This is a genomic window from Enterobacter sp. PTB (assembly GCF_051130085.1).
GTDB classification, from domain to species: domain Bacteria; phylum Pseudomonadota; class Gammaproteobacteria; order Enterobacterales; family Enterobacteriaceae; genus Enterobacter; species Enterobacter ludwigii.
In genome coordinates, this window is the sequence record NZ_JBDKEE010000001.1 from 344,406 (window position 1) to 369,167 (window position 24,762).

Consider the following 24,762-nt stretch of genomic DNA (forward strand, 5'->3'; position numbering starts at 1 on the left):
CAGTCTATTCCGTTAAAGTGAGTTGAGTGGATTTTACAAGATAAAAAAGCCCGGTATCGCTACCGGGCTTTATGGAATGGCAGAATCAGATTAATCCAACCATTCTGTGTGGAACACGCCTTCTTTATCAGTGCGCTTGTAGGTATGCGCGCCAAAATAGTCGCGCTGCGCCTGAATCAGGTTAGCAGGCAGAACGGCAGCACGGTAGCTGTCGTAGTACGCCACTGCTGCGGAGAAGGTTGGTACTGGAATACCGTTCTGAACGGCATAAGCAACCACATCGCGCAGCGCCTGCTGGTATTCGTCGGCAATCTTCTTGAAGTATGGCGCCAGCAGAAGGTTAGCAATACCCGCGTTTTCCGCATAAGCATCGGTGATTTTCTGCAGGAATTGTGCACGAATGATGCAACCTGCGCGGAAGATCTTCGCGATTTCGCCGTAGTTCAGATCCCAGTTGTTCTCGTCTGATGCGGCACGCAGCTGAGAGAAGCCCTGCGCGTAGGAGACAATTTTACCCAGGTACAGAGCGCGGCGAACTTTCTCGACGAATTCAGCTTTGTCACCCGCGGGTTTAGCCTGTGGGCCAGACAGCACTTTGGATGCCGCAACACGCTGCTCTTTCAGGGAAGAGATATAACGCGCAAATACGGATTCGGTGATCAGAGACAGCGGTTCACCCAGATCCAGAGAGCTCTGGCTGGTCCATTTACCGGTACCTTTGTTCGCTGCTTCATCCAGGATCACATCGACCAGGTATTTACCCTCTTCATCTTTCTTAGTGAAGATATCTTTGGTGATGTCGATCAGGTAGCTGTTCAGTTCGCCTTTGTTCCACTCGGTAAAGGTTTCTGCCAGCTCTTCGTTAGAAAGGTTCAGGCCGCCTTTCAGCAGAGAGTAAGCCTCCGCGATCAGCTGCATGTCGCCGTATTCGATGCCGTTGTGAACCATCTTCACATAATGGCCCGCACCGTCTGGACCAATATAGGTCACACACGGCTCGCCATCTTCAGCAACCGCAGCGATTTTTGTCAGGATTGGCGCAACCAGTTCGTATGCCTCTTTCTGACCACCAGGCATGATAGATGGGCCTTTCAGTGCGCCCTCTTCACCACCGGAAACACCAGTACCGATGAAGTTGAAACCTTCAGCAGACAGTTCACGGTTGCGACGAATGGTGTCCTGGAAGAAGGTGTTACCGCCATCAATGATGATGTCGCCTTTTTCGAGGTAAGGTTTCAGAGAGTCGATAGCAGCATCGGTACCTGCGCCCGCTTTCACCATTAACAGGATACGACGAGGCGTTTCCAGAGACTCAACAAACTCTTTCACCGTATAGAACGGAACCAGTTTCTTGCCCGGGTTCTCGGCAATCACTTCTTCAGTCTTATCACGGGAGCGGTTGAAAACGGAGACGGTATAACCACGGCTTTCGATGTTGAGCGCCAGGTTGCGCCCCATCACTGCCATACCGACAACGCCGATCTGTTGTTTGGACATTACATACTCCTGTCAGGTGTGGTCACCGCGACTGTGCGCGGCTTGAAATGTGGCTTAGATGTTAACTCAGGATGAGCCTGAGTAGATAGCGGAAGATGCGATTCAGAGGGGCGTTAGATGAACGCCTTGGCAAAGGAAGGATCAAAAGGCCCCTCTTTCACTTCCATCATTAGTGCTCTCGGAGAGAGACATTCGACACTGTGTATATCACCCGGAGAAAACTCGACTACGTTTATTGCGGTATTCTCTCCGGCCACAAATTGATTAATGATTCCGCCATCTTTGCCATACAAGCAAACCTGTACTTGCCCCTGCATAACAATAAACATCTCCCATTGATGAGGGAGTTCGTGGAAATGCGGGTCGACATAACTACCCTGAACCAGAGCAATGAGCAACCGCTGCACTTTATCCTGGTGCGAATTATGCAACAGAAGGTGAGCGCGCAAGCGTGGAGAATGCCCGGCTTGTTCGTATAAGGCTTCAAGCTGAAGAGTATCAATTAGCCGCATTACATGCCTCTAACCTCATTTCTATAGTCTGTGCCGCAGACTCGACTGAGAATTGTTCTTTCAACAATATATTCGCACCTAAGCCGAATTGGCGACGCCTGGCAACGTCTTTAAGCATTAGCAGTGCGGACTCATAAAGTTTATCATCCTCACCATTGATGTGAATTAATCCGGCATTACTTTGATTAACGACATCGAGCAAATCATTACCAGCATTCACACTGCCTAATATAGGTAAGGACTGAACCATATACCCTAACAATTTTCCAGGGAAATTGTGTGATGAGTGTCTGGCAGAAAGTGAAAAAAGACCAATATCCATTTCCGAAAGGATAAATTTAAATTCATCCTGATTGACAGAGGCCATATATGTGAAGTTAGGTAAAGCCCACTCGGCAGCCAAGGAATTGATTAATTCAACTTCATCTCCCTGCCCGACAAATAAAAAGTGGGCTTGAGGATGCTCAGCTATTTTACGGGCAAGACGCATCAGATTACCCATATCCTGCGCATGACCAATATTCCCTCCATAGAAGAAAATAACTTTATCTTCAAGGCCAAGACGCTGACGTAATGGTATATAACCTTGGGGTGGTACCGCCGGCGTGAGTGAAGCCCAGTTACGCAAAACCTCACAAGGATAGCCTTTGTTGTTCATCCGAAAGACGTCAAGATTCTTATCTGACATCAACCCAATACAGTTTGCCTGGCGATAAGACGATCTTTCGAAAAGACGGAAATAACGTTCGATGAGAGAACCGGCTTTTAACATGCCAGCGTCTATCACCCATTGCGGGAACATATCCCTCAAAATCAGGTAAGCCGGACACTGGCAACGGGATTTAATTTTCTTAACTAAGTACCCCCAGAAAACGGAGGGTGAGTAATAAACCACCCCATCAAAAGTTTCTTTTTTTATCTGGCTTTTAATGGAATTCCATGCCCGATAGGATAGAAGCGTTTCATTAATTGCACGTTGAATTTTGCTCACATCCTTGAGAGGCCCACTTTTGAAACGCCATGTCTTGACCCCCTGGAAGGTGCTAAAAGATACTTCTTCCGGGAGACAGGTGTCAGGTGTAATGACCGTAACATCATGCCCACAGCGAATAAATTCCTGAGCCAATTCATGAAACATTTTTGCACCAACTCGCGTACTATTGGGCAGGTAATCATCTATGATTAAAGCAAGTTTCATCAGTATTCTTTCCAGACGACTCGCTTGACATAATCTGTATAAGAATGAACGATTCTGACGACTTTATCCGACACATTAGGCATGCTGTAGTCACTTACTTGTCGTAAAAGACGAGTTTCGCCACGAGGCTGTGTTGCCAGAATATCCAGTGCCTGTAAAACACGTTCACATTCCAAACCCACCATCATGACAGAGGCTTCTTCAAAGCCCTCTGGACGCTCATGTGCTTCCCGAATATTTACCGCTGGGAAATTCATAATGGAAGATTCTTCAGTGATCGTACCGCTGTCAGACAACACAGCACGTGAATTTTTCTGCAAATGGTTGTAATCATGGAAACCTAACGGTTTCAGCAGATTAATATTTGGGTGGAATTTAATCCCTTGCTCGTTAATACGATTACGTGTCCGCGGATGAGTGGATACAATAACCGGCAAATCATATTTATCAGAAATAGTATTGAGAATGGTGGCAAGCTTGACAAGCTGTTTGGGAGAATCAACATTCTCTTCACGATGCGCGCTGACGACGAAAAATTCGCCCGGACGCAGGCTCAGATGCGACAGTACATCCGAATTATCGATTTGAGGCATGTAATGCGTTAGTACCTCAAACATTGGGCTACCGGTTTTAATAATTCGGTCCGCTGGGAGGCCTTCAGCCAGAAGGTATTCACGTGCAATATCACTGTAGGTCATATTTATGTCAGCGGTATGGTCGACGATGCGTCGATTGGTCTCTTCCGGGACGCGCTGATCAAAACAACGGTTGCCAGCTTCCATATGGAAGATCGGCACTTTACGGCGCTTGGCTGGAATAGCAGAAATACAGGAGTTAGTATCACCCAGCACCAACATTGCTTCAGGCTTTTCGAATTCAAGCACCTCATCAACTTTGATGATAACCTGACCGATAGTTTCTGCAGCATTTTTCCCAGCAGCATTTAAAAAGTAATCGGGCTTTCGTACACCCAGGTCATTAAAGAACACTTCGTTTAGCTCATAATCATAGTTTTGACCAGTATGGACAAGAATATGCTCGCAGTGTTCATCAAGCTTAGCGAGAACGCGTGACAGACGAATAATCTCAGGACGCGTACCAACAACAGACATAATTTTTAATTTTTTCATTTCAGAGATCTCGTAATAGTATCAGGCTCATCACGATTGAAAATTTCGTTTGCCCAGAGCATGACTATCAATTCATCAGTTCCAATGTTTGTTACGTCATGTGTCCAGCCGGGGACAGTCTCAACGATTTTGAATTCACCTGAGGAGACATTCAGCTCATATCGCTCACCAGTAATCACATGTTCAAACTTGAAGCATGCTTGGCCACGAATGACCAGAAACTTCTCATTTTTGGTATGATGATAATGACCACCACGTGTAATGCCGGGATGCGCTGTGAAAAATGAAAACTGACCCGCTGAAGGGGTTTTTAACATCTCACAAAAAACCCCTCGGGCGTCCCCGTAAGAGGGAACTGAGTACGCAAACATATCAGCTGGTAGATAACTTAACCACGTCGAATAAAGCGCGCGGGTGAACCCTGTACCTACAGCCTCGGTGACAAGAGTGGAACGGCTGTCTTTGAAACGATAAAGTAAATCCGCCACCTCACCTACTGTCGTAGAATATACTCGATTAACAGTCTTGTACCCGCTTTCAACCTTTTCAGACAAGAGTTTTATCGCATCAGTACAAACATCATCAATATAAACAAGATTAACTGATGAGGATGAGTCATTGATGGTAATATCGATATTGTTGGCAATATTATGGCAGAAAGTCGCGACAAATGAGTTGTAATTTGGCTTGCACCATTTACCAAATACATTCGGATAACGATATATAAAGTATGCTGCACCACTTTCTGCTGCATAGCGTTCAATTTGTTTTTCGGCTGCAGCTTTACTCTGTCCATACGCATTATCCAGTTCAGCCTGGATGGAAGAACTAATCATAATGGGTATGTTTTTATGCATCGCTAAAAGAGAATCCACAATCTGCTGGGTCAGATTGCTATTTCCTTCGGCAAACTCTTCGATTTTTTTAGGTCGATTGATACCTGCGAGATGATAAATAAAATCAGCTTCTCGCAGGCCAATCTCTAGTTCAGTAGCACTCGAACCGCGATCAATCTTAACAAGGTCATTGTACCCTGCTTCCTGAAGGCGTAAGCACAGGTTACGTCCAATAAAGCCGTCAGCTCCAGTAATCAGGATTTTCATATCATGCGTCCAGATCGTATTGTTCACCCGCGCGCAATGCACGAATAAATTGCAATTTAAGAAGAAGAGCTTTCATTCCTTCTACATCCAGTCGCTGCGTATTATGTGAGTTATAATCCTCTACAATAGATATACGGCTATCACCTTGTTCTACATATTTTCCATAGTTCAGATCACGAAGATCTGGCGGAACACGATAATAATCTCCCATATCGATTGCCGCGATCATCTCTTCGCGGCTCAGCAGCGCTTCATATAGCTTCTCGCCATGGCGGGTTCCGATAACGTTGACGGGATGGTGTTCGACGTTGAGTAGCTCTTTTAGTGCAATGGCTAATGTTTCAATCGTCGCGGCTGGTGCTTTTTGGACAAAGATATCGCCATTATTACCATGTTCAAATGCATAAAGGACCAAATCGACTGCATCTTCAAGAGTCATCATAAAGCGAGTCATATTTGGATCAGTAATAGTCAGCGCTTTACCTGCTTTAATAAGATCAACAAACAATGGAATTACAGAGCCACGAGAAGCCATCACGTTGCCATAGCGAGTGCCGCAAATTACTGTTTTTTCACTATTAACGTTACGTGATTTTGCAACCATCACTTTTTCCATCATTGCCTTAGAGATACCCATAGCATTGATAGGATAAACTGCTTTATCAGTACTTAAGCAAACAACACGTTTAACTTCGTTGGCAATCGCTGCTTCTAATACATTTTCAGTACCTAGTACATTTGTCTTCACGGCTTCCATAGGATGGAATTCACACGAAGGAACTTGTTTAAGCGCCGCAGCATGATAGATAAAATCAACCCCACGTGTAGCATTTAGTACACTTTTGTAATCTCTAACGTCACCAATATAAAACTTCAACTTGCTATTATTATAAGTTTTCCGCATGTCATCTTGTTTTTTTTCATCACGAGAAAAAATACGAATTTCCTTAATGTCCGTATCAAGAAATCTTCTCAACACAGCATTTCCGAAAGAACCTGTTCCACCAGAGATCAACAACACTTTATCTTTAAACATAATATAGCCTTCACAATTAATCACTTAAGGTTTTCAAGAATACTATCTAATTCATCCCAGCCAGATTTCATCTTGAAAGCTGACCCACAATCAATATGATTGCTATCACTTTCAACCATTTTAGCAATGGCATTGGACCACTGAGAAATAGAGTTCTGGTCGCAGAAGATAACTTTATTATAACCAGACAACACTTCTTTCGAGTAAGGCAAATCCGAAGCGATAATATTCACCCCCATTTTAGCAGCTTCAACCAATGGAATGCCGAAAGTTTCTAACTTTGAAGGAAACAACAAAGCCTTTGACTCAGACAAACGCTGAAGAACTTCGTTCCTAGGGAGAGCTCCAGAAAATTTAACAAATTCATTTAGATTATATTTATTTACTAATGAAGATAATTCAACATCATCACTTTCATTAATCGTGAAAGTCATAAGAAAATTATGATTAGCAAGAAAATTTCGATCTAGTGAATTTATTGACTCGACTAATACTCGATGGTTTTTGTAACTATATGAGGCTGCAGGATAAATAAAAAGATTACTTATAGCATAATTTTTACGCACGTATTTATCATCAACATTTATTTTTGGCTTAACAATAGTTATCTTTTCCGGACTCAAATGAAGATAATTACATACAGCAAGTTTCATCCATTCAGTCTGCACTAAGCAATGGCTAATAAAACTTTGATTAAGTTTAATTAGATAACCATAAATATATTTGTAAAGAAACAACTTTCGTTCATTACGTTCTAAAAAACTCAATTTAATATTTGAAAAAGGTATAGGTTGATGGATAAAAACGATTTGTTTTAATTTAGTTCTTACTGGTATATTCTGTAAATTTATTATAATATCATTACTTTCTTTGTTAATTAAATGATCGAAGCCAATAAAATCTAAATAAATACGTTTCCAAAACCTCTTGGTATCAATGTATCTATATATTACGTTATTTATTTTTGGAAGCTTATTTTCGAGTTCAATATTAACGCAGACAATGTATGAGTTACCATCGCCATCAATATGGTGCAATAAATCATTAAGAACAGAAAGGGCACCGCCTTCTGTAGCCGCGGTAGCATATATTATAACCCTCATTTTACCCTCTAGTTTCTGAATATAGCAATTCAGCATGTTTTTTTGTACCATGAGCATAAAAATGGTACTTACTTAAAAAACGCGAATTATTTTTTCTATTAGAGCTAATTATTTTATCTAAAAAAAACATATCAATTTCATCGAAACTTTTAGTGAAATGTCCAAAAAAGTCATCTTCTATGTAATAGACCCCTTCACTATCAATGTAGTCCTTAAAATCATCTTGTATAAAACAGACTAACTTATTCTGATAAAGATAATCCCATGCCACACTGGAAAAATCAGTGATTAAAAGATCAGTGTTCTTTATTATATTATTTATATCTTTTGAGCTCACAAAATTAATACCATTTAGAGGCTTGCGATATGATTTTTTCACCATTTCATGACTAGCAATGTAAATATCTAGAGTGGGATCAATTTTTCTTAATTTTTCGACAACCTGATTTATTCTAAAAATATTATTATCTTCATAGTACTTCCGCCAGGTAAACATTATTAAGCATGTTTGAACTTGCAGAGGACATGTCTCCCTAACAGAATATAAATCAAATCTAGGCAGTCCGCTTTTTACGATTTTATCGGCACTATTTACATAGTATTTTTTAAATATGGCAGCTTCATATTCATTGCTGGCAACTATTCCATCGAACTTCTTGCGCTCATACTCAGGTAGTTTTTTTATGCCAATTACACCATGTTGAATGAAGATAATTTTCTTGAATAATAATAGCCGCCACCAATAGTCAATTATATCAGATTGAGAGTGAGTGACATATATAATATCGGAATCCAATATAGTTAAATTAGCTCTTATAGAATTTTTCTTTACTGTTGAAGTATCCTTATATTTTGGTTTCCGCGATACAAACATCACACGTGAATCAGTCTTCTTAAGAAGGTATAAATAAAAAATCTCACCATTATCATATCCAGATTCACCATTCCTTGTTCCAATAATTATCTTATCTTGTTTGATTCGTAACTTATAGAGGTAATAAGCTGGATATAAAAGGAACGCTACAACGAGCTTTAAAAAAACCATTAAGACCTTGAAAGAATACACTATTCCCAATCCTTATTTAAAACAGGTAATAGAATTTTCTTTGTGAAAATTTTCAGCTTAGCCAAATTCGTCAATTCATTCTTTATTAGAATTTGCTTCCTTTCTTCATTAATAAAACTATCAATCTCTCTTACATGTTCTTCATTCGTACGAACTATACTAGGTTTTAATGCATAAAAATATTTTATAGCGCTCTGTTTTTTAATAAAATACCAATGATCACAGACACAATAAAGAGGAAGATAATTTTTTACAATTTTATGCAGTGCTTCCTTTGTAATTATATAACCATAAGAACCAACAAAGTACTGAGAACTCCCAAGCATTCGACTAACAGTATACTCACCATGAACACAGGTCGAATTTTTACTGAAAATAACTTTATTATTAAGTGTATGCTCCTGAATGAAAATTATCGCATCATCTGTATACTTAAACTCCGACAATATACTCTTTAGAACTACGTCAAAGTTTGGATTTAAAAAAGAGTCATCCTCAAGCACAATGAGATAATCACATTCTTTTTGCAGCGCCTGTTTATACATTAAGTAATGTGAATAAGTTGCCCCAATTTCACCTAGCGTTAAATCTCTTCCAATTTTAAAATTAGCCTTCGCTGAAGAGTATATTTCATCTATTTTTTTTTGTTCTAAGTTTTTCCCATAGACACCATCAAAGAATTTATAGTTAAGTTTGGATACTGAATTAAAATTCTTATGAAAATTCTCTCTTCGATGAATCGCATCAGGTAATGAAAGAACTAATATTTCAAAATTAGACATTTTTTCCACCATAGCTTAACAATTGCTTTAAACAGGTCAAGGCTAAATAAATAAACAATGCATACACATAATTTGCAAGAATCCCCCAAAAGCCTTGATATAAGGTCAAAAGAACAAAAAAGAATGCAACGATATCTTGCTCTTCGCTTTTATCTAGCAGAGAGATTGTAAATTTGATAAAAATAGTGCTTAAAGTTAAGATCGTTATAATAGTTGTTACTTGAGTTGGAACAATCGCCATCATTCCAAGTATTGAAATAGCAATAGCACTATCGGGTCTTCCATATGAATTTAAAAAAATTAACTTACCAAACTCTATAGTTTTTTCATGTATTCCAAAAATTGAAGGCATCGGTGTGAGTTTCTCAAGAAATTCATTAACCACACTATAATTATTGATATTGACAAAATTGCTTATGGATGAATAATTCTCATAATTATATAGGATATTAGAGATAACACTCAGTCGTCCCATTAACATAACAAGAGTTTGATATACATTTAAATATTCATATGCATCATTTAATCTTGCCATAAATTTTAAATTATAAACAACATTAACAAATAGAAGAAAAAATGGTATAGTTAAAATTAAATTGCGTAATTTAATAAGCCCTTTCCATTTGTCAAATTCTATTATTGCAAGTAACAAAATAGAAAATGATACTCCTCTATATAACTCGCACAGTAAGAAAAGCACAATTGTTACATAATATAATTTATTTTTATTTCTACATCCTGCAGCGTAAATATAAATAAGATAATTCAACTTTAAAGCTATGACTGGGAAAAAAAACAATTTATCAAAAACTGATAAATTACCAGAAGATGTACCATCTTCGGCATTTACTTTCCCGACTCCTGTTTTTATGATAAATATAAAATAAATAACAACAAAGACAAAAAAAAGCAAATTAACATTTCCTAACGGTGCTATCTTTTTCCGTTTTTCGAATACAAAGGTTAAACCTGACCATGAATAATAATAGAATATATAAGCGATAAAAATCAAACTAAAACAAGCAATGACATCTACACTATCAATATTAGCTTCAACATTAAGATAATCTGAAACATACTGATGATAATAAAAAATATATAAAGCGCACATTAATTCGCTAAAGACAAACATACTTAGCAAGTTCTTCTTGATTTTGTTGCTATGCATTAGTGATTAGTCTCCGAGCCTCTAAAGGCCATTTCCAATTGTTATATATGGCCTGCCCCACGAATATTGAAGCGATAGCGCCAACGACGCCATAAAATGGTATTGTTATCATTGAAAAGCTTATAACCAAAATACCAGTGAGAAAAGATGCTAAAGCAAATGGTATTTTATTTTGTATAGTTAATAATTGTCCGGAAATGCTATGGTTGAGTTGAAGAATAAATACAAGAGTAAAGAACAGACAATCATATGATGAGAGCAACGGCGTCTTAACTGCAAATAGATGCAATAGTGGCTGGCCTAAAATGCTTATAAATACCCCCCCAAAAAGCATTAATAGTAAGCATACAAATTTTAACTTTCGATACGATTTTGAAAGAGACCTCAGTGAAGACTCTCTAAACAGTTGTATCCAGTGTGGGGTTTTAATTATTGCGGCAGTAAATAAAAGGTTAAATCCGATTTCAAATAATTGATACGTTATTCCATACGACCCAACGTCTTCTAAAGACACATAATAGGGGAGAATAAACATCCCCCCTCTGACTATAAAACTCCCTCCGACTGATGAAACCAATGACAAAAAAGATAGCTTTATTATGATTTTGAACGCTTCGTTAAAATAAATTTTAGTGTCACTCAATTCATCAATTTCTTTGTTTTTAAAGTCATGACGGAACGTATTACTTATTAACACCCTTTTAATTAAGTTACTAATGAAATATAGCACGCAGAAATAAAAAACACCATACTCACCATGGAACTGCCCAAAAACAAGAACCACACTCGACAAAAAAAGAAATAATTTTGATACAAAGTTAACTTTATTTACTGTTTTAAAATCCCCCATACCGTTAAAGGCGCAATCATAAGAAGAAAAATACACTTCCATACACAAGGATATAACGATAAAAATCCATGCGGCGAGGATTAGCCTGTTATTAGGTTCAAAAATGGATAATACCGATTGGAGATAAGTGACTGTTAATACACCACACAGGACAAACACTAATAACACAAGAATACCAAATATTCTTTTAGTCTCGTGATGAAAAGTATTGCAGCAAAAATCCAATCCGTTCTTATGATTACCTAGTGTATATTGCCTGGAAATATTTGGCACTAATGAATTATTCAATGTAAAGATGAGTGTTTGCAAAGTCATAAATATGTACCAAACGCCTAACTCTTTAGGAGGCAAAATTTTTATCATTAACAATGCATTCAATGATGTGATAAGAATATAAAGCCCCTTGTACCACATCCCTCCAAGCATTTGACTGTTTTTTATCTTCACAAAACCCAACTTATAAATTCCAGGCACGCTACCGCCCCAGGCTTAACAGCTACCAGTGCACTGAGCGAAAGGTTGAATGTCCCATTTGCTGGTCCGGCACCGAACTCACCCAAGCGCTGAACCACTGCAAAAAACTGGCGTTAATTGTCGTCTTAAATGGCATCAGAAACAAGCATAAATCGTTACAAATTCGTCGATATTTAAATCAGATAACTCTCTGTTATCACTGAAATTAATAACAAAAAGCGGTAGCGCGCATTCTGGTTATGTCACAACACCAAAATACTGACTACCGCTTATAGAACGTGCTAAAAGGTGGATCAGTCGTTAGCCAGCAACTTCTCAATCCGGCTTCTGAACTTCTGACCTTCCTTCAGGTTACGCAGGCCATACTTCACAAATGCCTGCATATAGCCCAGTTTCTTACCGCAGTCGTAGCTGTCACCGGTCATCAGCATCGCATCAACAGACTGCTTCTTAGCCAGTTCAGCAATCGCATCGGTCAACTGGATACGATCCCAGGCACCCGGCTCGGTTTTTTCCAGCTCGGCCCAGATATCCGCGTTGAGAACATAACGGCCAACGGCCATCAGGTCAGAATCCAGCGTCTGCGGCTGATCCGGTTTCTCGATAAACTCAACGATACGGCTCACCTGCCCTTCCGTCTCCAGCGCTTCTTTAGTCTGGATAACAGAGTACTCGGAGAGATCGCCTTTCATGCGCTTAGCAAGTACCTGGCTACGGCCCGTTTCGTTGAAGCGCGCCACCATTGCCGCCAGGTTGTAACGCAGCGGATCGGCAGATGCGCTGTCGATAATGATATCCGGCAGTACAACGATGAACGGGTTGTCACCCACGACCGGGCGCGCGCAAAGAATGGAGTGGCCCAGACCCAGCGGCTGCGCCTGACGCACGTTCATGATGGTTACGCCAGGAGGACAGATAGACTGCACTTCAGCCAGCAGCTGGCGTTTTACGCGCTGCTCAAGCAACGCTTCGAGTTCGTAAGAGGTGTCGAAGTGGTTTTCTACCGCATTCTTGGAGGAGTGCGTAACCAGGACGATTTCTTTGATCCCTGCAGCAACAATTTCATCGACAATGTATTGAATCATCGGTTTGTCGACAATCGGCAGCATCTCTTTAGGAATGGCTTTTGTGGCTGGCAACATATGCATGCCCAGGCCTGCTACCGGAATGACTGCTTTCAAATTAATCATTATTTCTTCCACCTTAAAATGGTTGACGAATTATAGCTCTTTAACCTGTTTTCGCCAGCATGATTTGCCGTGATTCTTATATGATGTTAGGGGACCACATCACAAAAAACAGTAGTTGTAATCTGAATAGATCGCGTTTCTGTGCCAGGAATAGTCGCAAAAAAAGGCAATTGTCGATTATCTGTGCGGGAGCGCAAAATTCAGCCGCTCCGTATTCACCACCTGCTGGTCCACGCGGTCAATATCCACGGAGCTCTGCCCTTTCTCATTCACAGCCTTGATGTTCGCCAGCGACAGTAAGGTCTCATCTTTAGCCATAAACTTGCCTCGCACATCCTTACGCAGGTCGAAATTAATCTTCAGCGCCGGGCCGACGGCAGCTTCCTGCATCACGTTGATATTACGCAAGAAGAGGTGCTGCGGTTTGTTGTGCAACTCAAGCGTAGCCCGCTGCATCTCAACGTTGGTGATGGCCACAAAGGAGGTGGCGTTGCCGGAGGAAATTTGTATTCCGCGCAGTTTGTACGCAAGCTGGCGATTATCCAGTCGAATGTCGTTCAGCTTAAAGTTCTGAGGTATCGAGAGATAGTCGCCCTTTATTACACCGTAGCCGATCAGCATGCCGGCACTATTGACCATATCGACATTATCGATAATGAAATTATCACAGCCATAAATGGCTACCGTGGCGTTGTCTATTCCCGCCTTCTTGCTGAAGTCAGGAGTGATATTCTTGGCCTTAATATTGCGAATAATAAAGTGCTTACCGTTTTCGACGTGGACTAACTGACGACAGTTGCTGCCGGTGATATTTGCCACCACGAAGTTCTTCACGGTTTGCTTTTCCGGATAATCGTTGTCGTAGGTGCTGCCGGCGAGACCAATGCCGATGCCCCAGTTGATCTTGCCGTTCGTACAGTTAATGTTGTCAATCACATGATCGGAGATCAGGATGTTACGGTCATTAATGGCGACGTTCCACTCAATCGCGTCGCCCTGCAAATGGCTGAATTTACTGTTGGTGATGCGCGCGCCATCTATCTGATTATGGAATCCCTGGCGCAGGATGGCGTAGTTCGCCTGGCTTACGCTGATGTTATCAATCAGCAGGTTGCGCATGACGCGCGGCTTTTTGCCGCCAATGTAGATCTGCGTCACCGGTCCAAAGCCGCTCATTGCCAGCCCTTTGATCACACAGTCTGAACCGCGAATGTCCAGCGTAATGTTCTCCGTGCGGCCGTCACCTTCACCAATCACTTTACTGCCTTCCTGCAGCACAAAGCGCCCGCGACCATTTCCCGTTAACGCACCGCGGATCAACAGCGTTTTACCGTCAGGAATGAAAATGCCCGTATTGATGTTTTTACAGGTGAGCCCGGCAGGGACAACAACGGTGTCGCCTTCGTTAAATGCCTGCTTAAAGGCGGCGATCCAGTCGTTGTTGTTGTACTGGTTAACAGAGACCGTCTTTCCGGTTGCCGCCCGCGCAATGCGGGACGACAGCAGCGGCGTAGCCGCCAGGACGGATAATGAAGAGACAAAGGTGCGTCTGGTAATCTTTTTCAGCATACAACCTCGGCGTTACAACGTTTGCAGCAGGCTCGCTAACTGGCGATTAATCACCTGCTGGTTAAAATCTGCTTCAACTTTTTGTCGGGCGTTGTGGATAACGGGCTCCAGCGCCTGTTGGTCGATGCCGCTAAATTCGGCTAAACGATCCGCAAGGGCCATCGCATTATTCTCCGGTACCAGCCAGCCGGAGTAATCAGACTTGATTAACTCCGGGATCCCGCTGTGCAGGGTCGACACCACCGGAATACCGACGGCCATCGCCTCCATTAACGCAACCGGGATCCCCTCCATATCGCCATCGGCGCCGGTCACGGAAGGCAGCAGGAATACATCCGCCTCATCCAGCATGGCCTTCACCTCGTGGCTTGGCTTAAAACCTGGCATCTCCACGTAATCTTCCAGCTGATACTGTTCGATAAGCGTGCGAAGACGACGCTCCCACGGGCCAATACCGAGAATGCGATAGCGGAAATCCACGCCGCGCGCTCGCAGCTGGCGGCAGGCTTCGATGGCGACGTGCAGACCTTTTTTCTCCGTCAGACGCGCAACAGAGATTATCTGCAGCGGTTTTCCCGGCACCTTGACCGGGCGGCGGGTAAAGCGCTCTAAATCCACGCCCATACGCGAAACGGTGATTTTTTCCTGCGGACAGCCCATGTTTTTCAGACGCCCGGCCCACAGGTCGCTGATGGGCAGCATCATGTCGCCACGGCGGAAAAGCTGCTGATACTCCGGCGTGTAGTGGTTCAATACTTCGCGGCTGGAGATGTCGATACCGTGGAAGATGGTCGCAATCTTACCGTCAATCACCCCCAGCTCACGCAGTTTGGCGGCGGTCACGCCCGCCGGGCCAAAGTGAGCAATAAACACATCGGCGCGGTACGGCTGCGCCGTTTGACCACAAATGGCGGACAGGATCAGGTTGCGAGATTCCGCGCCATAGCGGGAAACATTCAGCGCGCGCCAGGTCGACGCACGATGGATCCCGCGTAAGGTCTGGCTGGCCCGGTGGCGCAGCTTATTTACTCTTCCTGAGGGCTCGTCCTGCAGCCAGCGGGTTTTCGCCTCCAGTCCATACTGCGTATACGCCGCATGGGTATTTTGTGTATCGCCCTTTTGCAGGGCGATGATCTCCACGTCGTATCCCATATCGATAAACGCGGTGATTTGGTTCAGCACAAAGGTTTCAGACGACAGCGGAAATTTCAGTAAGAAGAAACCAACCTTCATTTCCCCTCCCGGACGCGGTCGAGCACCGATTTCACCATCCCAATTCCCTTCTCGCGCTCGGCTTTCACCGCGACGGCCAGGCGTTCATTGATGGCAGGCAGTTGCCCCAGGGTATCGCCCACCATCGCGCCAAGCGAACCATCCAGCAGATGACGAATATCAACGGCCATTTCAGGCATGCCAAGCTGCTGCATAATGCCGGCTGACTTGTGCTCGTAGTTAATCGCAATGGCCGGCGTGCCAAAGTTCATCGAAATGATCGCCGAGTGCAGACGCGTGCCCACGGTGAGGTCACAGGCTGAGAGCAATTTGCCCATCTCGAGGTCGTTCAGTTCGTCCATCACCACGTGATAACGGGACGGATCGTTTACCAGGTTGCGCAGGTTCAGCGCCACCATGCGGTCATCTTTGTTATAGCTGTCGATGCCGGTACAGGTTGAAAGCGCCAGCACCTGGTATCCGCTGTCCAGCACACGGTTAACCACGTCAGCAAACGCTTTCTCATACGCCGCCTGGGTGGTGCCTAAACGTTTATCAAACGGTGCAAGTTCGCGCAGGGTGATGGCGACCGTTTTCTGTTTCGCCGCCACGTCCAGCCAGTGCTGCACTGCGTAGCTCGCCTGGAAACTGTCGTCCTGATGATCCACCAGCCAGGCGGTGTCCACCCCGTGTTCGACTTTAGAGGTGTCAATCTCGCTGCGTTTCATCATATCGAGGCTTACCGACTCACGCAGGATCAGGGCATCGCAGTGGCCGAAGACATAGTTTGCCAGCTGGTTAAACTGCGGATCCTGGAACGGCCCGACGCTGTGACCAATCATAAACAGCGGTTTTTTCGCCATGAATGTGCAAAGTGCGTGCTCAAACTGAGGCACACCGTAAAGATCGACGAAGAACGATCCGCCGACCTGAATAATGGCGTCGTAGCCCGACAGCAGTCGAACGAAATCCGTGAAGCCCTGAGCAATGGCGATGTTACGCAGCTTGCCGGTATCAGTTACACGGGACAGCAACACCTGGTGCTGATAGCGACGGCGCAGAACTTTCTTCACGCGTCCCATCACGCCGGCGGCGTTGTTGTGCTGCTTCATCTGGCCGTAGAGCGGGTCGCCCATTACCGGGCGGTTCAATAACCAGGAAGAGCTGACCGGATAACGGCTCATCACGTCCACTTCAGTCTCAGGCTTAAGGGTGTTAATCGCATCCAATAAACCGCGCAGAATGGCGCTGTCGCCACGGTTGCCGCAGGTATGGTTGCCAAGAATAAGTAATTTCATAATGGCCTCTTAAATAACTAGCCTGCGCGAAGCAGCGTTTTCATTTTTTCGTTACGGCAAAACTGGCGCTTCATCTCCACCACCAGCGCATTACGTGACAGCACAATCATCACGCCAAACGCCAGTGCACCTGCTGCGACCTGTATTGCCAGCATGGCCGCGAGCGGCAGATGGCCAGTGAGCACGATGCCCAGGTTATAGCTCACCGCAAGGGTAGGCAGTGACAGATAAAACGGCAGCCACAGGCTCAGAATGTACTGCCGGTAGCTGGAGCCCAGCACCGGCTTGATCATCACGAAGTAGCTCAGTATGGTGTTGATGATCTGCACCAGCAGAAAACCAAGCGTGACCCCAATGGCGCCGGCCATATGTCCACCGACGATAATCGCCGGAATAAACAGGAACGTTTTAAACACGTTGAATTTGAAGCTGATATCAACCCGCGCTTTAGCCATCAGCAGTGAGCCAATCGGGTTGCCAACGGATCGCAGCAGCCCCACCACGCACAGCAGCTGCAGGATCGGGATAATGCTGTTCCACTTCTCGCCAAACACCAGCGGCACGAAGTTGCTCGAGACCACCATCAGCCCCAGCAAAACCGGGAAATTGATAATGCCCACCACAGAGAGCAGCTTGTAAAAATTGACGCGCAGCTTCTCGGTGTCGTCCTGAATTTTGGCGAACGCCGGGAACAGTACGCGGGTGATAATCGGGTTGAGCTTCATTGGTGGTACTACCGCGACGTTGTACGCCAGGTTGTACCCCCCCGCGACGCTCGCGCCGAGGATGCGTGCCAGCACCAGCGTGGAGAGGTTGGTGTTGACATAGTTGATGATGCTGTCGGCGGTGAGCCACGCACCAAAACGCAGGTTGGATGACACCGAAGCGAGAGAGAAATGCAGCCCAGGACGGTAAATCTTGCGGCCAAAGTAGCCGAACAGCAGCGTACGCACAGCAGAGTTAACCAGATACCCGAGGATAGCGGTCATGGCCAGCGGCCAGAAATGGGCGCTGACCACGGTAAAGGTAAACCCTGCGAGAACGGCGCTGGTCTCGATCATCCCAATCTTGTTGAATTCCAGCTCTTTCTGCATCAGCGCGCGGAACTGTTGCCCGTGCGGGATCACCACAAAAGCAAACGAGAGCGTACGCATCAGCGGTGCCAGATCGGGGTTGTGCAGCACGCTGGCGATGGTATCGCTCAACAGGAACACCAGCACGAAAACGAACACCCCCAGCCCAACGTTCAGCCAGTAGAGCGTGGTCAGTTCCAGATGGCTGATCTCTTTGCGCTGGATAATCGAGTTAGCAATGCCGAAGTCAGACAACGTATCGGCCAGCGCGATAATCACCAGCGAGACGGTCAGCAGACCGAACTGGTGGTTATCGATAATGCGCGCCAGCACCGTCATCTGCACCAGGCCGAGGCCAATGATGACAATGGTCGCCATCGCTGACCATTTGGCGCCGCTGATGGTTTTTTCACGTAAGCTCATCTTAGTACGCCGCTTTGTTCACGAAACCTTTGAAGATGGTCAGAAAGACGATCTTGATATCGAACCAGAGGCTCCATTCACGGATGTACTCCAGGTCGAATTCGATGCGTTTTTCCATTTTTTCCAGCGTGTCGGTCTCGCCGCGCCAGCCGTTGATCTGCGCCCAGCCTGTAATGCCTGGCTTCACTTTATGGCGCAACATGTAGCCTTCAATCAGCGAGCGGTACTGTTCGTTGTGAGCCACGGCATGGGGACGGGGTCCGACAATCGACATGCCACCGGTAAAGACGTTGATAAACTGCGGCAGCTCATCCAGCGAGGTACGGCGCAGGAAGTTCCCCACCCGCGTAACGCGTGGATCGTTCTGCGTCGCCTGGGTCACGACCTTGTCGTTCTCCATCACCTTCATTGAGCGGAATTTCCACACCATGATGGGCTTACCGTCCATGCCGTAGCGGGTCTGACGGAAAATAACCGGGCCCGGGGAGCTCAGCTTCACCGCCAGAGCAATGCAGCACAGCACCGGGGAGATCAGCAGTAAGATCAGTGAAGAGAGCACGATATCTTCCAGGCGCTTGAGCACGCGATTGATACCCGACAGCGGGGTGTCATACAGCGGCACGACCGGCACGCCGTTCACTTCTTCAATACGGGAGTGGAGGATGTTAAAGGTAAAGACGTCCGGGATCAGGATCACCGAACAGGTGGTATCGGCCAGTTCACGCATCAGTTTCTTAATGCGGGATTCATCTTTCATCTGCATCGCGATGTAGACATTATGAATTTTGCCGGCTTTCGCGTCCTCAATAAGCTGTTCGTAATTACCAGCCCAGTCTGAAGGCACGCCGCCAGGCTTCGCGTCGTGATAAATCCCGACCACTTCAAAACCTAACCATGGCTCTTTGCGGAAGCTATCGAGAAGCACCTTCCCTACCGGCAAATCCCCCGCTACGGCGACAAAGCGACGGTTATAACCGCGGTTACGCAGCCAGCCGGCGCCAAAACGGATCAGGGTGCGGCATACCACCATGCCGACGCTGGTAATCAGATACCAGCACAGATACGTCACGAGGCGATTATCAAAATCATGGCTGAATGCCACCAGCCCTGCACTGAAGATCAGGCTTAATGTCCAGTTCTGCAGCAACAGCATCAGTTCGGTGGTCATTTTCACACCACGCCACGAACGGTAGAAGTCGGTCATCCCCCCGATCATCTGGAACACAACCAGCGCAATCAGCGCCATGAGCAGATGCATGTAGAAGAAGGATTGCCCGCTTACCCAACTCACCACCCATAATCCGCCGACCATGATGGTGATATCAGAAAAACGCTGCACCATGGAGATTAACGATGCATTCGTTCTCGCTCGTTCGCGTTTTTTTAGATTCGTCATCGTTGTTCCTTTAGTTCAACACCTGCCCCCTCACCCCACATCAGGGTGAGGGGGAAAGCTATTTACTGATTCAACAGCGCCAGAATGTCCTTCGTTCGCGCTTCCATCAGCGCGGTATCCGCGCGGGATTCCACGTTCAGGCGCACCACCGGCTCGGTATTTGAAGAGCGCAGGTTAAAACGCCACTGCGGGAACGCCATGCTGATGCCGTCGGTACGGTCAATTTCCAGCGCATGGAGGGCAAAATGCTGCTCCACGCGGGCAATGGCCTCGGCCGGCTGCGCCAGTTTGCTGTTGATTTCGCCACTTGCCGGGAAGGCCGCCATGCGGTCGCGTACCAACTCGCCAAGGGTCTGCCCTTTCAGACACAGCAGCTCGGTCACCAGCAGCCACGGGATCATCCCGCTGTCGCAGTAGGCAAAATCACGGAAATAGTGGTGGGCGCTCATCTCGCCGCCATAAATGGCGTCTTCTTCGCGCATACGCTCTTTGATGAAGGCATGACCGGTTTTGGACATCACCGGCTGGCCGCCCGCGGCGTTCACCACATCCACGGTGTTCCAGGACAGACGCGGATCGTGAATGATCTTCGCGCCCGGGTTTTTCTCAAGGAACGCTTCCGCCAGCAGGCCGACAATGTAGTAGCCTTCGATGAACTGGCCTTTTTCGTCGAACAGGAAACAGCGGTCGAAATCGCCGTCAAAGGCGATACCCATATCGGCACCGTGTTCGATGACCGCGTTACGGGTGTCGTCGCGGCACTCCGGCAGCAGCGGGTTCGGGATACCGTTCGGGAAGTTGCCGTCCGGGGTGTTATGGACCTTAACGAAGGTTACCGGCACGTTCAGGGCCTTAAAGCGGGCTTCGAGCGCATCCACCACCGGGCCGGCCGCGCCGTTACCGGAGTTGATCACCAGCTTCAGCGGTTTCAGGTTTGCAACGTTGATGTAGCCCAGCAGGTGGTCGATGTACGCTTTACGCAGGTCGATCTGCTTATAGCTGCCGCGTTTCGCTTCATTCACCGGCGGGAAATCGTTAGCTTCGGCGAGACGCTGCACGTCACGCAGACCGGTATCGCCGCTGATAGGACGCGCGCCCTTGCGCACCAGCTTCATACCGTTGTAGTCCATTGGGTTATGGCTGGCCGTCACTTCGATACCGCCGTCCACGCCGAGGTGGAAGGTGGCAAAGTAAATCTCTTCGGTGCCGGACAAGCCGATATCCAGCACGTCCACTCCCGCATCCTGCAGCCCTTTTGCCAGCGCCAGCTTCAGGGACTCACTGGTCAGACGCACATCGCCGCCCAGGACAATCGTTTGTGGCTTAAGATATTCGCCGTATGCGCGGCCAATGCGCCACGCAATGTCTTCATTCAGCTCTTCGCCCAGCTTGCCGCGAATATCGTAGGCTTTAAAACAGGTTAATTTTTCCATGATGACCCCTTTTTCAGGCAACAGTTGGCCCGCCCGATTAACAGGCAAATTTGTTTTTATTCATTCGCAGGCCGGATGCGCGAAACGCTATCCGGCTTTAGAGACGGCGCTATACCCGCCCGTAACGGTCCTGGAAACGGACAATATCGTCTTCTTCCAGGTACGAACCGGAGCGCACTTCAATTAAGTCGAGAGGAATTTTCCCCGGGTTTTCCAGACAGTGCGTGGCTCCCAGCGGAATATAGATTGACTCGTTTTCGCCCAGCAGTTTCACTTCGCCATCAATCGTGACTTTGGCGGTACCCGCCACCACGACCCAGTGCTCGGCACGGTGGTGGTGCATCTGTACCGACAGCCCCTCCCCCGGTTTCACGGTGATGCGTTTCACCTGGTAACGTTCACCGGCATCGATGGAGTCATATTTGCCCCACGGACGATACACTTCGCGGTGGATATGGTGTTCATGGCGACCATCGGCCTTGATCTTCTCCACCACTTTTTTAACGTCCTGCACGGCATTACGGTCAGCAATCAGCACGGCGTCTTTCGTCTGTACGACCACCAGATCCTTCACGCCGACTGTGGTCACCAGACCGGACTCGGCGTAGATATAGCTGTTTTCCGTTTTGTGGCTGATAACATCACCGTGATGGACGTTACCCTCCGGGGTATGAGCGCTGATCTCCCACAGGGAGGACCAGGAACCAACATCGCTCCAGCCCGCATCCATCGGTACCACAACGGCATCGGCCGTGCGTTCCATTACCGCATAGTCAATTGACTCTTCCGGGCAGGCGAGGAAAGACGCTTCGTCAACACGGATAAAATCGAGATCCGGATCCACTACCGCCATCGCTTTCTCGCAGGCGTCCAGAATATCCGGGCGATATTTGCGCAGCTCTTCCAGGTAGCGGCCAGCGCGGAACAGGAACATCCCGCTGTTCCAGTAATATTCACCGCTGGCCACATACGCCTGCGCGGTTTCCAGATTCGGTTTTTCGACAAACTGCGCCACGTCAAACGCTACGCTGTCGCCTTCGCCAGGGGTCACATTGCCACGACGAATATACCCGTAGCCGGTTTCCGGCAGGTCCGGCACGATGCCGAAAGTCACCAGTTTGCCGTTTTCGGCGTAAGGAATAGCCGCGCGTACCGCCTCGCGGAACGACTCTTCCTGTTGAATAACATGGTCTGCAGCCAGAACCAGCATCAGCGGATCGCAATCCGGGCTGCTGCGTTTGGCCGCCAGCGCCGCCAGCGCAATCGCGGGGGCGGTGTTACGTCCGGCAGGCTCCAGAATGATATTTTCTGTGAGTTTGTTCAGCTGGCGCAGCTGCTCGGCGACAATAAAGCGGTGTTGTTCGTTACAAATCACCACCGGGCTTTCACACTCCACACCCTGCAGGCGGTTAACCGTCGTCTGCAGCATGGTGAGCTCCCCTTTCAGGCAGAGGAACTGTTTTGGATAGAGCACGCGGGACAGCGGCCACAACCGGCTACCAGAGCCACCTGCCATCACAACCGGATACAAAGTGGTTTGACTCATGATTTATCCCCGTATATCTGCAATAAATTGGCTCAGCACGTTCTCTTTCTCGAGCGTGCGTTCGGCATATTCACGTGCCACCGTGTTCGTTTTTGGCATGGCAAGTGCCCGTTCAATGCCAGTGACCAGCGCCGGGACCGATTCCGGTTCCACGCAAACGGCGATCCCCGGATAGCTGTCGCACAGCTGGCCTAATTCTGTTTCGGCTTCCGCCGTGATCACCGCGTTACCGCCCACTGCCAGAATGTTGGTCAGCTTGGACGGCAGCACCGCGTCTGCCGCGCCGCGCTTTTGTACCACCAGATGGCAGTCGCCCATCTTCAGCAACGCAGGCAGTGCCTCGTAAGACTGAAGCGGGAAAAATTTCACGTTCGTCAGGCCGCGTTCGTTGGCCATTTTTTCCAGTCGCGCTTTTCCGCCGCCCTGCCCGACGATGACAAACATCCAGGGTTGATGGCTCAGTTGCTGTGCGGCGTCGATGACGCTCTCAAGCCCCTGCTTCTCGCCGATGTTGCCTGAGTAAAGAATGATTTTTTGGTCGTCAGGCAGACCGAGCTGAGCGCGTAGCGCCTGCGCGTCACTGTCTGTCACGTCGCGAAAACGCGCCACTTCAGACCAGTTGGGGAAAAAGATCACTTTTTCCGCCGGTACGCCCTTCTCCTGCGCTTTGTTCATCATTGAGCGCGAGATGGTCGAGACATAATCCACGTTATGCAGGCCGCTGCGCTCGAAGGCGCTGGCGAGTTTCGCCACCTTCCCGCTCTTACCTTTGCCGGCCATTCCCAGGCCGAGCATGGCGTCCACTTCATAATCCTGAATGTGAAGCAGCGTGCGCGCGCCGGAGAGTTTGCCCAGCAGGCGCATGCCTGGGGTGCAGAACAGCGTTGGCACCACACCGATAATGCGATCCGGCTTCCAGCGACGTTGCGCCATCAGCGGGAAGAAACTGCTCAGGGCAAAGCTGCCCAGATGAAGTAACCGCTTCAGCGTTGAGGGCTGTTTCGGCACGTACAACGGGCAACGCCAGACGGTCGCGGCACCCTCTTCGCGACGGTAGCGCCAGCCTGAATAGCGCTCACCTATTTTCCATTCCGGGTAGTATGGCGGCGCGGTAATGACCCGCACGTCATGTCCCTGGCTCGCCATCCACTCGACCATTTCGCCGGTGTATTTACCGATGCCGGTTAACTCCGGCGAATAGTTGATTCCGTACACCAGAATTTTCATAAGCCCGGCACTCCGGACTGACGATCGGCCAGGAAATAGGCACGACTGTTGTCATGCACATTGTCACTGGCCAGCAACGCCTCTGGCGTCTGCCAGCGGTAGTCGTCATGCTGAGAATCAGGCAGACGCAGGTCTGCCTCACTCACCTTCAGGCGAAAACCGAGCACCACATAGTGCGTGGTGAAACCGGTGCCCGAAAAGTTATCGTCATAGAAGTGCTGCCAGACCCCGTAAAACTGGCCTGCCGCCATCGGCAGTTGCAGGCCCAGTTCCGCCAGAGTGAGACGCTCAAAAGCATTTTCCAGCGTCTCATCCTTCTGCACGCGCCCGCCGGGCACGAACCAAAAGCCCTGTGCAGGACGGTTGGTTCGTTTTCCCAGCAAGAACTCGCCGCGTTCGTTCTCCACCACCAAATCAATTGAGATGAGCGGAGTGGAACGCACTACCGTGGCAAAATCTTCCTGACTTAAAAACAT

At 47.2% G+C, this 24,762-nt stretch carries 21 protein-coding genes; all 21 read right to left on the bottom strand.

What is annotated here, in order from left to right:
• Positions 1-90: 90 nt before the first annotated feature.
• Positions 91-1,497 (bottom strand): NADP-dependent phosphogluconate dehydrogenase, encoded by a 1,407-nt coding sequence (gndA, locus tag AAIR21_RS01745; RefSeq protein ID WP_023325612.1) that lies wholly within the window; start codon positions 1,495-1,497, stop codon positions 91-93.
• A gap of 113 nt (positions 1,498-1,610) precedes the next feature.
• Complete coding sequence (locus AAIR21_RS01750; protein ID WP_434679719.1) at positions 1,611-2,009, bottom strand: WbuC family cupin fold metalloprotein; 399 nt, start codon at positions 2,007-2,009, stop codon at positions 1,611-1,613.
• Complete coding sequence (locus AAIR21_RS01755; RefSeq protein ID WP_434679721.1) at positions 1,996-3,207, bottom strand: glycosyltransferase family 4 protein; 1,212 nt, start codon at positions 3,205-3,207, stop codon at positions 1,996-1,998. Before AAIR21_RS01755 ends, AAIR21_RS01750 begins: the two co-directional genes overlap by 14 nt.
• Entirely contained in the window at positions 3,207-4,337 is a 1,131-nt protein-coding gene (gene wecB / locus AAIR21_RS01760; protein ID WP_434679723.1) for a non-hydrolyzing UDP-N-acetylglucosamine 2-epimerase, read from the bottom strand. The genes AAIR21_RS01755 and wecB overlap by 1 nt, the downstream gene beginning before the upstream one ends.
• Positions 4,334-5,440, bottom strand: a complete 1,107-nt coding sequence (wbjC, locus tag AAIR21_RS01765) for a UDP-2-acetamido-2,6-beta-L-arabino-hexul-4-ose reductase (RefSeq protein ID WP_434679725.1) — start codon at positions 5,438-5,440, stop codon at positions 4,334-4,336. Before wbjC ends, wecB begins: the two co-directional genes overlap by 4 nt.
• A gap of 1 nt (position 5,441) precedes the next feature.
• Positions 5,442-6,476 (bottom strand): UDP-N-acetylglucosamine 4,6-dehydratase/5-epimerase, encoded by a 1,035-nt coding sequence (fnlA, locus tag AAIR21_RS01770; RefSeq protein ID WP_434679727.1) that lies wholly within the window; start codon positions 6,474-6,476, stop codon positions 5,442-5,444.
• A 20-nt stretch (positions 6,477-6,496) separates the two neighbouring features.
• Positions 6,497-7,636 (bottom strand): glycosyltransferase, encoded by a 1,140-nt coding sequence (locus AAIR21_RS01775; protein WP_434679729.1) that lies wholly within the window; start codon positions 7,634-7,636, stop codon positions 6,497-6,499.
• Positions 7,581-8,645, bottom strand: a complete 1,065-nt coding sequence (locus AAIR21_RS01780; protein WP_434679731.1) for a CDP-glycerol glycerophosphotransferase family protein — start codon at positions 8,643-8,645, stop codon at positions 7,581-7,583. The genes AAIR21_RS01775 and AAIR21_RS01780 overlap by 56 nt, the downstream gene beginning before the upstream one ends.
• Positions 8,645-9,427, bottom strand: coding sequence for a glycosyltransferase family 25 protein (locus AAIR21_RS01785; protein WP_434679734.1), 783 nt, complete (start codon positions 9,425-9,427; stop codon positions 8,645-8,647). The genes AAIR21_RS01780 and AAIR21_RS01785 overlap by 1 nt, the downstream gene beginning before the upstream one ends.
• On the bottom strand, positions 9,420-10,595 hold the full coding sequence (wzy, locus tag AAIR21_RS01790; protein ID WP_434679737.1) for an oligosaccharide repeat unit polymerase: 1,176 nt from the start codon (positions 10,593-10,595) through the stop codon (positions 9,420-9,422). Before wzy ends, AAIR21_RS01785 begins: the two co-directional genes overlap by 8 nt.
• On the bottom strand, positions 10,588-11,919 hold the full coding sequence (locus AAIR21_RS01795) for a hypothetical protein (protein ID WP_434679739.1): 1,332 nt from the start codon (positions 11,917-11,919) through the stop codon (positions 10,588-10,590). Before AAIR21_RS01795 ends, wzy begins: the two co-directional genes overlap by 8 nt.
• Positions 11,920-12,212: 293 nt before the next feature.
• Positions 12,213-13,109, bottom strand: coding sequence for a GalU regulator GalF (gene galF / locus AAIR21_RS01800; RefSeq protein ID WP_020883269.1), 897 nt, complete (start codon positions 13,107-13,109; stop codon positions 12,213-12,215).
• A 177-nt stretch (positions 13,110-13,286) separates the two neighbouring features.
• A complete protein-coding gene (gene wcaM, locus AAIR21_RS01805; protein WP_279256298.1) occupies positions 13,287-14,678 on the bottom strand; it encodes a colanic acid biosynthesis protein WcaM in 1,392 nt (463 codons plus the stop codon).
• A 12-nt stretch (positions 14,679-14,690) separates the two neighbouring features.
• The gene (gene wcaL, locus AAIR21_RS01810) at positions 14,691-15,911 is read right to left on the bottom strand and encodes a colanic acid biosynthesis glycosyltransferase WcaL (protein WP_014170810.1); all 1,221 of its coding nucleotides are present in this window, start codon (positions 15,909-15,911) and stop codon (positions 14,691-14,693) included.
• Positions 15,908-17,188, bottom strand: a complete 1,281-nt coding sequence (gene wcaK / locus AAIR21_RS01815; protein WP_434679743.1) for a colanic acid biosynthesis pyruvyl transferase WcaK — start codon at positions 17,186-17,188, stop codon at positions 15,908-15,910. Before wcaK ends, wcaL begins: the two co-directional genes overlap by 4 nt.
• A gap of 17 nt (positions 17,189-17,205) precedes the next feature.
• Positions 17,206-18,684, bottom strand: a complete 1,479-nt coding sequence (gene wzxC, locus AAIR21_RS01820; RefSeq protein WP_434679746.1) for a colanic acid undecaprenyl disphosphate flippase WzxC — start codon at positions 18,682-18,684, stop codon at positions 17,206-17,208.
• A gap of 1 nt (position 18,685) precedes the next feature.
• On the bottom strand, positions 18,686-20,080 hold the full coding sequence (gene wcaJ, locus AAIR21_RS01825; protein ID WP_014170813.1) for an undecaprenyl-phosphate glucose phosphotransferase: 1,395 nt from the start codon (positions 20,078-20,080) through the stop codon (positions 18,686-18,688).
• Between the two features lie 62 nt (positions 20,081-20,142).
• A complete protein-coding gene (cpsG, locus tag AAIR21_RS01830) occupies positions 20,143-21,513 on the bottom strand; it encodes a colanic acid biosynthesis phosphomannomutase CpsG (protein WP_032680630.1) in 1,371 nt (456 codons plus the stop codon).
• A 109-nt stretch (positions 21,514-21,622) separates the two neighbouring features.
• A complete protein-coding gene (cpsB, locus tag AAIR21_RS01835; RefSeq protein ID WP_113656053.1) occupies positions 21,623-23,059 on the bottom strand; it encodes a mannose-1-phosphate guanyltransferase in 1,437 nt (478 codons plus the stop codon).
• Between the two features lie 3 nt (positions 23,060-23,062).
• Entirely contained in the window at positions 23,063-24,286 is a 1,224-nt protein-coding gene (gene wcaI / locus AAIR21_RS01840) for a colanic acid biosynthesis fucosyltransferase WcaI (protein ID WP_183516156.1), read from the bottom strand.
• Positions 24,283-24,762: a GDP-mannose mannosyl hydrolase gene (locus tag AAIR21_RS01845; RefSeq protein ID WP_072126435.1), complete on the bottom strand. Its 480-nt coding sequence runs from the start codon at positions 24,760-24,762 to the stop codon at positions 24,283-24,285. Before AAIR21_RS01845 ends, wcaI begins: the two co-directional genes overlap by 4 nt.

Bases quoted from the DNA above. Each gene is read 5' to 3' on its own strand.
- gndA (WP_023325612.1), bottom strand. From the start codon at position 1,497: ATGTCCAAACAACAGATCGGCGTTGTCGGTATGGCAGTGATGGGGCGC.
- AAIR21_RS01750 (WP_434679719.1), bottom strand. From the start codon at position 2,009: ATGCGGCTAATTGATACTCTTCAGCTTGAAGCCTTATACGAACAAGCC.
- AAIR21_RS01755 (WP_434679721.1), bottom strand. From the start codon at position 3,207: ATGAAACTTGCTTTAATCATAGATGATTACCTGCCCAATAGTACGCGA.
- wecB (WP_434679723.1), bottom strand. From the start codon at position 4,337: ATGAAAAAATTAAAAATTATGTCTGTTGTTGGTACGCGTCCTGAGATT.
- wbjC (WP_434679725.1), bottom strand. From the start codon at position 5,440: ATGAAAATCCTGATTACTGGAGCTGACGGCTTTATTGGACGTAACCTG.
- fnlA (WP_434679727.1), bottom strand. From the start codon at position 6,476: ATGTTTAAAGATAAAGTGTTGTTGATCTCTGGTGGAACAGGTTCTTTC.
- AAIR21_RS01775 (WP_434679729.1), bottom strand. From the start codon at position 7,636: ATGCTCATGGTACAAAAAAACATGCTGAATTGCTATATTCAGAAACTA.
- AAIR21_RS01785 (WP_434679734.1), bottom strand. From the start codon at position 9,427: ATGTCTAATTTTGAAATATTAGTTCTTTCATTACCTGATGCGATTCAT.
- wzy (WP_434679737.1), bottom strand. From the start codon at position 10,595: ATGCATAGCAACAAAATCAAGAAGAACTTGCTAAGTATGTTTGTCTTT.
- galF (WP_020883269.1), bottom strand. From the start codon at position 13,109: ATGATTAATTTGAAAGCAGTCATTCCGGTAGCAGGCCTGGGCATGCAT.
- wcaM (WP_279256298.1), bottom strand. From the start codon at position 14,678: ATGCTGAAAAAGATTACCAGACGCACCTTTGTCTCTTCATTATCCGTC.
- wcaL (WP_014170810.1), bottom strand. From the start codon at position 15,911: ATGAAGGTTGGTTTCTTCTTACTGAAATTTCCGCTGTCGTCTGAAACC.
- wcaK (WP_434679743.1), bottom strand. From the start codon at position 17,188: ATGAAATTACTTATTCTTGGCAACCATACCTGCGGCAACCGTGGCGAC.
- wzxC (WP_434679746.1), bottom strand. From the start codon at position 18,684: ATGAGCTTACGTGAAAAAACCATCAGCGGCGCCAAATGGTCAGCGATG.
- wcaJ (WP_014170813.1), bottom strand. From the start codon at position 20,080: ATGACGAATCTAAAAAAACGCGAACGAGCGAGAACGAATGCATCGTTA.
- cpsG (WP_032680630.1), bottom strand. From the start codon at position 21,513: ATGGAAAAATTAACCTGTTTTAAAGCCTACGATATTCGCGGCAAGCTG.
- cpsB (WP_113656053.1), bottom strand. From the start codon at position 23,059: ATGAGTCAAACCACTTTGTATCCGGTTGTGATGGCAGGTGGCTCTGGT.
- wcaI (WP_183516156.1), bottom strand. From the start codon at position 24,286: ATGAAAATTCTGGTGTACGGAATCAACTATTCGCCGGAGTTAACCGGC.
- AAIR21_RS01845 (WP_072126435.1), bottom strand. From the start codon at position 24,762: ATGTTTTTAAGTCAGGAAGATTTTGCCACGGTAGTGCGTTCCACTCCG.